The following is a 10635-nucleotide window of genomic DNA, read 5'->3' on the forward strand; positions in this document are numbered from 1 at the left end:
AGAAGATAAAAAAGCCGACTTCCAGGTTTGGAAATCGACTTTTTTATCTTTTATTTATGTATCTGAATAATTATTAAAATATTTATTTATTCTCTTATTTCAGCTAAGACTAAATATATAATTCCTATAAGTAAAGAAATAATACTTAAATTACTTAATGTACTACCGATATGACTAAGTTGTTCTTGAAATGTTTCTGTATTCCATGATAATTCATTTGAACCATAAATAGCAGCACTTAAATATTTAGAAGAAATTAAAAATACAGCAAATGCTATAAATGATATACCTGTTTTTAAGAAATTATCATCTGATGACTATAGAACAGTAGATTTAATGTTGTTTTATGTTGAAAATGGTACAGAATACACTAATATGTATGGCGATATTGATAGTAAGTTTTACAGTAGTATGATAACTATGTATGACAAAGTAGTGGTCGAATGTAATAAAAATGAAGACTTTTTTAATTCATTTAAAGAACGACTATATTCAGTTGTTCAAAAATCTGAAGGAATCGGATGGGGTTATCATGATTGTTTATATGATATCTATTATTCACTGGATTATGAATTAGTGGAAGATGAGGAATGGATTGAATGCACATAATCATTCCTTGTTTTTTGTGTAGAAATTTATGAACTAGATATTGATAAGTTCAATACCCCCTTCAAAAACATAGAAGGGGGTTATTTATTTGTGCGTAAATTAAGAGTTTTAATTGCTTTCAATACGACTTATATCCTCTCCCCATTAAAAATCATTGATTTTTGTTAAGGGAAATTTAAGGTACACAATCCAAAATGAGCCTATCAAATGAAATTAGGAGGAGTAAAAAAATAAATAAAACAAACTCAAATACAAACGATCAATAGTAGAGTAAGTTTGCTGTTTAAACGAAAGACAAGCCCTGATTTTCTTAAAATGGTTACAAGATAGTTGAGGTTCTGAGGATATGTGAAATTCCGAAATCGTATGTATCTCAATAAAGAATAATCGGGTATATATTTATATCAATCTCAATGATGGAGAGGAGAAAAGTAAATTGAAAAAGTGGGTTATTATTTCAGTTATTGTTGTTGCTGTTGGAGGAGGAAGTGGTTGGTTTATATATAGTAAGAGTCAAGCAAATCAAGCTCAAAATGTGATGGCGACAGCACAAACAATTACGGCACAAAAAGGAAAGTTAGAAGTAGCTGTTACTGGATCGGGTTCGGTAACTGCAAATACTGATGAAGATGTTACTGCGGCGAATACAATTCTTGTTGTGGATAGTGTAAGTGTTTCATCTGGAGAATCAGTCAATAAAGGTGACACACTTGTGACATTTAAAAATGGTGATGTTATTATGGCTCCAAAAGATGGAGAAATTACAAAGGTTTATGTAAGTAGCGGTAGCGGAGCATCGCAAGGAAAAGTACTAATGCGCATGGAAGATGAAGATGGAGTTACATTACCGATTACAAGAGAAGATGGTGGCAGTTCCTCAAATAATTCTAGTACTGGAAATACTGGGGGTAGTAGTTTAGTAGCGGATACTGTATATGTGAAGGAAGGCTCAGTTGTAAAAGCTGGTGAAACAATAGTGAAATTTACAGATGGTAGTATTTTACAGGCTCCAGTTGCTGGAACAATTACTAGTCTTGCTGTTAATAGTGGAGATTCTGTACAAAGCTCTGCGACAGTGGCGCATATAACAAATTACAGTTCTTTGGAAACAACAATCAGTGTAGATGAATTAGATATCACTAAGGTAAAAGTTGGACAGTCAGTAAAAATAACAGCAAGTGCTTTTGAAGGTGAAACATTCGATGGGATTGTAACGAAAGTAGCAAATGAAGGCACATCGACAAATGGCGTTTCAACATTTGATGTAACTGTAAAAATTAAAAATCCAAAAGGTTTGAAAATTGGTATGTCAACAGAAGCAAGTATTTTAATACAGAGTAAAGCAGACGCGCTATATGTTCCAGTAGAAGCAGTGTATAAAAATGGAGATGAAAAATATGTACTAGTTCCTTCATCTACAGATGATTCTGGAGAATCTACAAAGAAAGTTACTGTAAAAACTGGTATCACAAATGATACAAATGTAGAAATTACAAGTGGATTAACAGAAGGAGAGTCTGTTGAAATACCGAGTGTTCAATCTAGAGGTAATTCCTCTCAAGGTGGATTTATGATGCAAGGTGGCAATTTCCCAGGTGGTGGCTTCCAAGGAGGAGGATTCTCGGGTGGAGGAAACTTCGGAGGAAGAACTACTGAAAGAAATCAAACAGGTGGCGGACAAGGAGGTAAATAATGACTAACTTTGAGCCGATTATTCAAATAAAAAACATGACGAAAATGTATGAACTTGGCGGAGAAACGGTAATGGCTCTTCAGAGTGTATCCCTTGATATCCAAAAGGGTGATTTTATATCAGTCATCGGTCCATCAGGTTCAGGGAAGTCAACATTTATGAACATGATTGGATGCTTAGACCGACCAGATTCTGGGAGATATTTGATTGATAATGAAGATGTAGGGCAAATGAAGAGCGCGCAATTAGCGACTATACGAAATGAAAAAATTGGTTTTATTTTTCAAAATTTTAATCTTATACCAAAGTTAACTGCGGTAGAAAATGTAGAACTTCCTCTCATTTATAGAGGGATGAAAACGGCTGAACGAAGAGAAATTGCTCTTTCGGCGTTAAAAAAAGTAGGATTAGTCGATCGAGCGAATCATTTACCTACACAATTATCAGGGGGGCAGCAGCAGCGTGTCGCAATTGCGCGTGCCCTTGCTGGAAGCCCTCCTATTTTACTAGCAGATGAACCGACTGGTGCTCTTGATAGTAAAACAAGTAAGGAAATTTTGGAGATTATGAATTTGTTAAATGAGCAAGGGCATACGATTATTCTAATTACACATGATTTAGAAGTAGCAAAACAAGCAAATCGTGTTGTACGAATTCACGATGGCCAGTTATACGAGAATGGAGGAGAATGGTTTGCAGACACTGAGAATGGCGCTTAAAAGCATTAAAGGAAATAAAGTAAGAGCCTTCCTAACGATGCTAGGTATTATTATCGGTGTATCCTCCGTTATTGTGATGGTTGCGATTGGACAAGGATCAACGAAAGAAGTGCAAGATCAAATAGGAAGCTTAGGTACAAATGTATTAACAGTAAGTGTTACTGGTTCAGATGTAACTTTTAAAGAAGATGATGCCAATCAACTTAAGGACGTTAGTGGTGTAGAAGCAATTGCTCCGACTGTTTCTGGAAGAGTAACTGTAAAAAACGGACAAACGAACGCACAAGTATCAGTGACAGGAACAACTTCACCTTATTTAAAAGTTCGTGATTTGGAGCTGCAATCAGGGCGGTTCATCGCAGACTTAGATAATGATAATCACTCGAAAATAGCAGTACTTGGCTCAAGCACAGCACGAACATTATTCGGTTTTGGAAATCCAGTTGGTCAATACGTTAAAGTCAATGGAACATCATTTAGAGTCGTTGGGGTACTTCAATCAGTTGGTAGTTCATTAGGTTCAAGTGGAGACAGTACGATTTTAGTTCCGCTTAGCACAGCTCAGCGCTTAGCATCTACTACTTCAATTGGATCTGTCTATGTAAAAGTAGAAAATGCAAATATGATTAATTTTACATTACGTAGAATCGAACAAAAGATGTTCACGATAATTGGAGATGAAGATAGCTATAGCGTTTCGAGTCCAGAGGATTTAATGGAAACTGCTTCATCTGTTAATAAAACGATGACATTAATGCTAGGCGGAAGTGCTGCGATCTCACTTATTGTTGGTGGTATCGGAATAATGAATATTATGCTTGTATCGGTTTCAGAACGTACAAAAGAAATTGGTATACGAAAAGCAATTGGAGCAAAGCGTGGAAGTATTCTTCTTCAATTCCTCATTGAATCAATGGTATTAAGTTCACTTGGAGGAATAATAGGCGTTGTAATAGGCGTTATAAGTGCGAAAATATTCACTATAACGACAGGAACAGCAATTGCATATTCTATACCTGTTATGCTGTTATCATTTGTATTCTCTTTATTAGTTGGAATCGTATTTGGTGTTTTTCCAGCAAATAAAGCGTCTAAACTTGATCCAATTCAAGCTCTTCGATATGAATAGTACGAATATAGAGGTTGTCCCAAAAGTAAAACTTTTAAGGGGCACCTTTTTTTTGTGTGTAAAAAAAGAAATAGTTCTCTACGATCGATTACCTTCAAAAGTATGAAACCTTATTAAGTTAATTATCTAATAAAATAGTATTTTAGGTTTCTATTCAAAAATATCAGAATAGTCTATAATTATGGTCGTAACCTGAATTCAACCGTAAATAATGAAAAAGTGAAAGGTGAGTTTTATGATCTCCTGTGAATATAGTGGATCGGTCCCGATTGGAAAAAGTTTAAATACAACTCAATTAATAAGGAGGTAAACGACATGGAAGAATTAATCTCAAAATTGGTTGACAATATGAAAGGAAGTTTAATCAATATTAGGCGTGATATCCACTGTTTTCCTGAGATAGGATGGACGGAATTCCGAACCTCATCTCTCATTGCAGATTTCTTATCAGAATTGGGATTTGAAGTGAAAGTAGGAAGGGAAATAATTGTACCTGAGTCAAGAATGGGTATCCCGGATGAAAAAACGATACAAGAAGCAAAAGAGCGGGCATTGTCGTTTGGGGCAAATTCGTATTGGATTGAAAAAATGGAAGACGGGTTAACTGGTGTAGTAGGCATTTGGGATACAGGGCGGATTGGTCCAACACTTGCCTTCCGATTTGATATCGATGCATTGGAAATAGCTGAAGATAAAGGATCAAATCATGTTCCATGGAATCAAGGTTTTCATTCGAAGGTAGAAGGCTATATGCATGCTTGTGGACACGATGGCCATATTGCAATTGGGTTAGGAATGGCAGAATTGATTTCAAATATGAAAGAGAATCTTTCAGGAAAAATTAAACTCATATTTCAACCTGCTGAAGAAGGTGCACGTGGTGCGAGAGCGATGGTTGATTCGGGGGTCTTAGAAGATGTTAATTATTTCTTTAGTGGTCATATTGGTGTAACCGCAACAAAACAGAACCAACTTGTCTGTAGCGTAACCGACTTTTTCGCGTCAACCAAGTTTGATTTAGAACTGGAAGGTGTGCAGGCCCATGCTGCAATAGCACCACATGAAGGTAGAAATGCATTACTTGCGGCATCTACCATTACATTACAATTGTATGCAATCTCACGGCATGGATTAGGGGATTCAAGAATAAATGTTGGAGTTATTCAAGGTGGAGAAGGTCGAAACATTATTCCAGCACATGCTAAGCTAAAATTTGAAACTAGAGGAACGACCAATGAGGTTGATCAATATATGAAGAATGAGTCACTGCGTATCATACAATCTGTTGCTCAGATGTATGGAATCAAGGAATATACTGAAGTAGTCGGACGGTCGATTATCGCAGAATGTGACGCTGACCTTGCAAATCTCGTATACGATATAGGTTCAAATGTTAAACAATCTAGTGAGATTATTATTTCTCAGCCTTTTCTTGCATCAGAAGATGTAACATATATGATGAAAGAGGTTCAAAAGAATGGTGGAATGGCTACTTACCTATTATTTGGAACTGAATTGGCAGCGGGTCATCATAATTGTGCATTCGACTTTAACGAAAAAACAATTGCGTATGCAGTTGAAGTTTATGGAAACTTACTTGTACATTTAGCCGGATAATGAACTAGAGAGAGAGGAGAAAGGAATATGTTTTTTCTTGCATTAATCAGTTCTTTTTTGAATGCAGTAAATGCGTTGTATGCAAAAAAAATAACAATGCAAATGAAGGATAATAATAGCTTTATTGTAACATCTTTTCTAGTGGTCACCATTTTGTTAGGCTGCGTAATGCCTTGGTATTATTCCTTTTCTGTTACTCCAGCTACAATAGGTTTATTAATCATTGTGATTATTTTAGATGCATTGTCTAATGTATCATTTTTCTTAGCACTAGGACGAATAGAAGTATCTCAACTTGCAGTGTATACTGCGTTGACTCCATTATTCACGTTTATTCCAAATAGCATATTGCACGGATTCGATATACATATTTTAATTCCGGTCTTGCTTATTGTGCTTGGTGTATATTTTCTGAACGTAAGAGGTAAAAACATGTTATCTCCATTAGTAGAAATAAAAAAACCAGGGAATTTATTAGGAGTTGCAGCTGCAGTTTCTGCTGGACTTAGCATGGTTCCTACACAACAATTGCTCGTTCATCAATGGATAAACGCCCCTACACTTTATTTTTTCAGAGCGAGTGGGATTGCCCTAATAATCTATTTAATCCATCGTCCGAAAATTTGGTATCCTAAACTGAATATGCACCTTTCGATTCGTGGAGTGCTTGCGATTACACAATGGATTGCATTGTTTGCAGCCTTAAAAATTGCCAATGGGACGCTAGTTGTAGCTTTAGCCTATACTTCACCAATATTTGCATTGTTTTTAGCAAGAATTTATTATAAAGAAAAAATTACAGCAGCTAAGTTGATTGCCTGCTGCATTACCATTTTAGGCATTTTATTTATTTTAGAGTAGTGGAGGAAACGATGAAAAAAATCCGTTTAGGTTTACTAGGATCTGATGATTCGATTGACGTTATTCAATCTGTAATAAAGGAATACCCTGAATTTGAATGTACCCCTATCATCTATTGGCGAGAAGAGGAAATACCTGATCTTTTAAGTCCCGTTGCAAATGATTTTGATATTTGGCTCTTTTCAGGCAAGGTCCCTTATGCAATAGCAAAAAGCTGGGGTGGAATTACAAGACCCATGTTTTTTACGCCCCACACTGGACCGAGTCTCTATAAAACTTTGTTACAAATATTTTATCATAACCAGATTGCAATGGAGCAAATTAGCTTTGATAACTTCCATTATGATGAACTCAACAGTATTTTAGATGAAGCAGAGATTAAAGCCAATCATTTATTTTTGAAATATTATGAAGGAGAAGAAGTTGATGCAAAGGTACTTGCAGGATACCACTATGAGTTATGGAAAAGTGGGAAAACGAAAGCAGCGGTTACATGTCTTCGATCGGCACATATCGAACTTGAGAAAATGGGTGTCCCCGTTTATCGTGTACTTCCTGCAAAGTCAGCTATTGAGTCTGTACTAAATTTAGCACTTCGAACTTATGAGATGTTACATTTTAAAGAAAGTCAAATTGCAGTTCAAATGATTGAGATTGACTCTTATTTTGGTTTGGCGAAGGATACTTTTTCAACTGATGAGATTTACAAAATAGAAATTAAAATGGCAGAGAAACTTCTTGTTTACGCGAATAAAGTTCAAGGATCACTCAAATCTGCTGGTCCGGGTAGATATGTCATTTTTACAACCCGAGGACTATTACAGGATATAACGAATGAATTTTCTATTATTCCAAATTTGGAGGATCTTGAAGAATTAAAGAAAGAAGTCATTACTTGTGGAATTGGAATCGGTAAAACGGCTTACGAAGCAGAAATTCATGCCGGAAGAGCTTTATTTCATGCTAGAGAGTATGGAAAAGGAAGTTGGATGGTTGCTCTCGATAATCGAACGATCGTAGGTCCATTGGGAAGAGAGGAACAAATTACCTATTCCTATGTTTCAAAAGAACTGCAGAAAATAAGTGAACAAACTTCTCTAAGTATTTCTACACTTAGTAAGCTGGAATCTATTCTTAAAAAACTAGGAAAGAGCGAAATTGGAGCTCACGAGCTAGCACAATATATGCAAATCATGCCAAGAAGCGCGCGTAGAATTTTAAAAGAATTAGAGGAACAAGGAATTGCTCAGGTTATTGGAGAGGAAACGCCTTATTCACGTGGAAGGCCAAGAAACATTTATAAAATATCCCTGTGACGATAAGTAGATAAGCTTATCGTTTTATTATTTTAAATATAATATTCTGAATATTTTTACTTAACAAAATAAATATTTAGTGATATAGTTATGGTCATAGCCATAAATAGACCTAAAATACAAATTTTATAATAGGAGGACAAATGATTAATCAGGATAGATTGTGGAACCGCCTTATGGAATTAGGGTCCATTGGAAAACAAGAGTCTGGGGGAATTACTCGTTTATCTTTTACTGAAAATGAGAGAAAAGCTAAAGAACTGCTTTCATCCTATATGAATGAAGCAGGATTAAAAGTTTACGAAGACACCGTTGGAAATCTCATTGGACATAAAGAAGGAATTAATCAAAACGCACCGGTTGTACTGGTAGGCTCACACATTGATTCTGTCTACAACGGCGGAAATTTTGACGGTCCACTTGGCGTTCTCTCTGGGATTGAAATACTCCAGACGATGAATGAGCAGGGAATCACAACGGTGCATCCAATTGAAGTTATAGTCTTTACAGATGAGGAAGGAGCAAGATTTAGCTTCGGAATGATTGGGAGCCGAGGAATTGCTGGAACTCTCACCTTGGAGGAACTTCAAAATAAGGATCAACAAGGGATTACTGTAGCGGAGGCAATGTGCCAAGGAGGTTATGATCCTTTATTAATTGATCAGTCAGTCAGAAGTATTGGATCAGTAAAAGCCTATGTAGAATTACATATTGAACAAGGTAAGGTGCTTGAGAACGATAATTTATCAGTAGGTATTGTTACAGGAATCTCTGGCCCGTTATGGCTTAAATTCATAATTGAAGGTAAAGCAGGACATGCCGGAGCAACTCCAATGAACGACCGTAACGATGCCTTAGTTGCTGCCTCCCAGATTATTCAGCTAATTGAAAAGGAATCTTTAAAGACAGGTTCAACAGTTGGAACAGTTGGTCAATTGCAGCTGTTCCCTGGAGGAATCAATATAATTCCTGGTAAGGTTGAGTTTACCTTGGATCTACGCGATGTAAATGAAGTAATTCGTGATGAGGTTGAGAATCGAATATTAGAAGGGGCAAAGATTTTATGTGAACAGCGTGGTGTAGGATTAAAAATTGAAGATTTGCAACGTATTGCACCTACATTATGCTCTAATGAAATTCAAGATTTAGCAAAATTAGCTTGTGAAACGATTGGTGTGGAACCATTTTATCTCCCAAGTGGAGCTGGGCACGATTGTATGCAACTTACAAATCTCTGTCCAATAGGGATGCTTTTTATCCGTTCAAAAGATGGAATAAGCCATAATCCAGCTGAATGGAGTTCAAAGGAAGATTGTGCAGATGGTGCAAATGTACTTTATCATACTGTACTTCAGTTATCTAATAATGAATAGAGGGGAATACAATAATGCAAACAATATCATTAAATAGTTTAGTAGCGCAAACAAAAGAAGAAGTAATAAAGTGGAGAAGACATTTCCATCAGTATCCGGAGTTATCTTTTCACGAAGAAAAAACAGCTCAATATGTGTACGATACACTTCAAACTTTCGGGAATTTAGAGATATCTCGTCCAACAAAGACGAGTGTTATGGCTCGTCTGATTGGTTCTCAGCCCGGTAAAGTGCTAGCAATTCGTGCAGATATGGATGCTTTACCAATTGAAGAAGAAAACACTTTTGAATTTGCCTCTACAAATCCAGGTGTGATGCATGCTTGTGGGCACGATGGTCATACAGCAATGCTTCTAGGCACAGCAAAAATACTTACTAGTTTAAAAGACAAAATCAAAGGTGAAGTTCGCTTTTTGTTTCAACATGCTGAAGAGTTGTATCCTGGTGGTGCAGAGGAAATGGTACAAGCAGGAGTAATGGATGGAGTTGATATGGTAATTGGTGCTCATCTTTGGGCTCCTATGAAACTAGGTACAGTAGGTGTAGTTTATGGACCGATGATGGCTGCTCCAGATACTTTCTATATTACTGTTGAGGGTAAGGGTGGACATGCAGCACTTCCTCATGACACGATCGATTCGATTGCTGTAGCATCCCAAGTTGTAACGAATCTTCAACATATCGTTTCTAGAAATACTGATCCGCTTGATAATCTAGTAGTTTCTGTTACCAAGTTTATTGGGGGTACAACTCATAATGTAATCCCTGGTTCAGTTGAAATCTGTGGAACCGTCCGTAGTTTTAACGCCGACCTTAGGAAATCGGTTCCTGACCTTATGGAACGAATTATAAAAGGAATAACTGAGGCTCATGGGGCACAATACAAATTTGATTATGAGTTTGGATATCGCCCGGTTATCAACGATGAGCAGATTACGAAGGCAATTGAAGAAACTATTCTAGAAGTGTTTGATGAAAAGACTCTCGACCTTATGAAACCAAACATGGGTGGTGAAGATTTCTCTGCTTACCAACAAAAGGCACCAGGTACTTTCTTCTATGTGGGAGCTGGAAACGAAGAAAAAGATATTACTTATCCACATCATCATGCACGTTTTACAATAGACGAGGACGCTTTGGAAATTGGTGTAAACTTATTTGTTCATGCTACTTTTAAGCTTTTAGGTTAATAGACTTATGGTTAAGTAGACCCTTATTTTACAAGGATCTACTTAATCTAAACTTTTATTTTCTGAATATTAAAACTAATATAAATTTTAAATTGAAAGTGGGGAACAATTTTTGAAAATCTATCATT

Annotated in this window: 9 protein-coding genes; all 9 read left to right on the forward strand. The window is 36.4% G+C overall.

Translation table 11 applies throughout. The features are described 5' to 3' along the window. The first annotated feature begins 339 nt into the window (after positions 1-339). The 9 genes from CN514_RS03890 (at position 340) to CN514_RS03930 (ending at position 10507) form a co-directional block, all read left to right on the forward strand. On the forward strand, positions 340-609 hold the full coding sequence (locus tag CN514_RS03890; RefSeq protein WP_286141562.1) for a hypothetical protein: 270 nt from the start codon (positions 340-342) through the stop codon (positions 607-609). A 436-nt stretch (positions 610-1045) separates the two neighbouring features. Further along, on the forward strand, positions 1046-2302 hold the full coding sequence (locus tag CN514_RS03895; protein WP_098231470.1) for an efflux RND transporter periplasmic adaptor subunit: 1257 nt from the start codon (positions 1046-1048) through the stop codon (positions 2300-2302). Continuing rightward, complete coding sequence (locus CN514_RS03900) at positions 2302-3021, forward strand: ABC transporter ATP-binding protein (RefSeq protein ID WP_098231471.1); 720 nt, start codon at positions 2302-2304, stop codon at positions 3019-3021. The genes CN514_RS03895 and CN514_RS03900 overlap by 1 nt, the downstream gene beginning before the upstream one ends. Further along, the gene (locus tag CN514_RS03905) at positions 2996-4150 is read left to right on the forward strand and encodes an ABC transporter permease (protein ID WP_435817611.1); all 1155 of its coding nucleotides are present in this window, start codon (positions 2996-2998) and stop codon (positions 4148-4150) included. Before CN514_RS03900 ends, CN514_RS03905 begins: the two co-directional genes overlap by 26 nt. A gap of 315 nt (positions 4151-4465) precedes the next feature. Next, positions 4466-5767 carry an amidohydrolase gene (locus tag CN514_RS03910; RefSeq protein ID WP_098231473.1) on the forward strand — a complete coding sequence of 434 codons (1302 nt, stop codon included), beginning with the start codon at positions 4466-4468 and terminating at the stop codon, positions 5765-5767. Between the two features lie 27 nt (positions 5768-5794). Beyond that, a complete protein-coding gene (locus CN514_RS03915) occupies positions 5795-6628 on the forward strand; it encodes a DMT family transporter (protein ID WP_098231474.1) in 834 nt (277 codons plus the stop codon). Between the two features lie 11 nt (positions 6629-6639). Then, positions 6640-7944 carry a transcriptional regulator gene (locus tag CN514_RS03920; RefSeq protein WP_098231475.1) on the forward strand — a complete coding sequence of 435 codons (1305 nt, stop codon included), beginning with the start codon at positions 6640-6642 and terminating at the stop codon, positions 7942-7944. Between the two features lie 143 nt (positions 7945-8087). After that, positions 8088-9317, forward strand: coding sequence for a Zn-dependent hydrolase (locus tag CN514_RS03925; RefSeq protein WP_098231476.1), 1230 nt, complete (start codon positions 8088-8090; stop codon positions 9315-9317). Positions 9318-9331: 14 nt separating this feature from the next. Then, the gene (locus CN514_RS03930) at positions 9332-10507 is read left to right on the forward strand and encodes a M20 family metallopeptidase (RefSeq protein WP_098231477.1); all 1176 of its coding nucleotides are present in this window, start codon (positions 9332-9334) and stop codon (positions 10505-10507) included. Positions 10508-10635: the final 128 nt, after the last annotated feature.

This window comes from Bacillus sp. AFS001701, from assembly GCF_002559405.1.
Lineage (GTDB): Bacteria > Bacillota > Bacilli > Bacillales > Bacillaceae_G > Gottfriedia.

Excerpts from the sequence above, each read along its gene's own strand:
- CN514_RS03900 (WP_098231471.1), top strand. The coding sequence starts at position 2,302 with ATGACTAACTTTGAGCCGATTATTCAAATAAAAAACATGACGAAAATG.
- CN514_RS03910 (WP_098231473.1), top strand. The coding sequence starts at position 4,466 with ATGGAAGAATTAATCTCAAAATTGGTTGACAATATGAAAGGAAGTTTA.
- CN514_RS03915 (WP_098231474.1), top strand. The coding sequence starts at position 5,795 with ATGTTTTTTCTTGCATTAATCAGTTCTTTTTTGAATGCAGTAAATGCG.
- CN514_RS03920 (WP_098231475.1), top strand. The coding sequence starts at position 6,640 with ATGAAAAAAATCCGTTTAGGTTTACTAGGATCTGATGATTCGATTGAC.
- CN514_RS03925 (WP_098231476.1), top strand. The coding sequence starts at position 8,088 with ATGATTAATCAGGATAGATTGTGGAACCGCCTTATGGAATTAGGGTCC.
- CN514_RS03930 (WP_098231477.1), top strand. The coding sequence starts at position 9,332 with ATGCAAACAATATCATTAAATAGTTTAGTAGCGCAAACAAAAGAAGAA.